The organism is Variovorax sp. 01T432 (assembly GCF_056398605.1).
In genome coordinates this window covers 1-414 of the sequence record NZ_JBFTPS010000168.1, presented here as the reverse complement: position 1 = coordinate 414, position 414 = coordinate 1, and the positions used below count along the sequence as shown (strand labels likewise).

At 70.0% G+C, this 414-nt stretch carries 1 protein-coding gene; it reads right to left on the bottom strand.

The genetic code is table 11. The features are described from left to right. Positions 1 to 414, bottom strand: a 414-nt coding sequence (locus AC1DNF_RS35825; protein WP_478153691.1) for a 4-alpha-glucanotransferase, incomplete at both ends; no start/stop codon positions are given.

Below are 414 nucleotides of genomic sequence, written 5' to 3'. Positions count from 1 at the left end.
GTCGAGGAAGGGTTGGTAGCCGGCGGCTCGAAGGGCGTCGGGAGCAAAGCTGGTCAAACCCCAGCCTTGTCCGGCGGCCTGAAAGGCGTCAGGCGGCGCGCCCAGGGTCAGGCCGAGCATCAACTCCTGGGGCCGTCTCCAAGCGTGCGAGCCGCCGGGGTCGAGGCCGACGGCGAGGTCCGAGACCAGTCCTATGCCCATGCCGGCGCCTTTGGCCGAGGCCTGAGCCTGCTGCAGGCCAAGGTCCGCCAGCCATTGTGCGAACAGAAAAAAGCCCACCCGGTCGCCAAGGCCAAGCTGCTCCACGACGGCCTCGGCGTGGGCGACGTCCTTGTACGCCTCGGGCCAGCGGCGCCAGCCGCCCGCGCCGAAGATATGCGCCAGGCGCTCGTCGAGCGCCTCGAAGATCGCGTG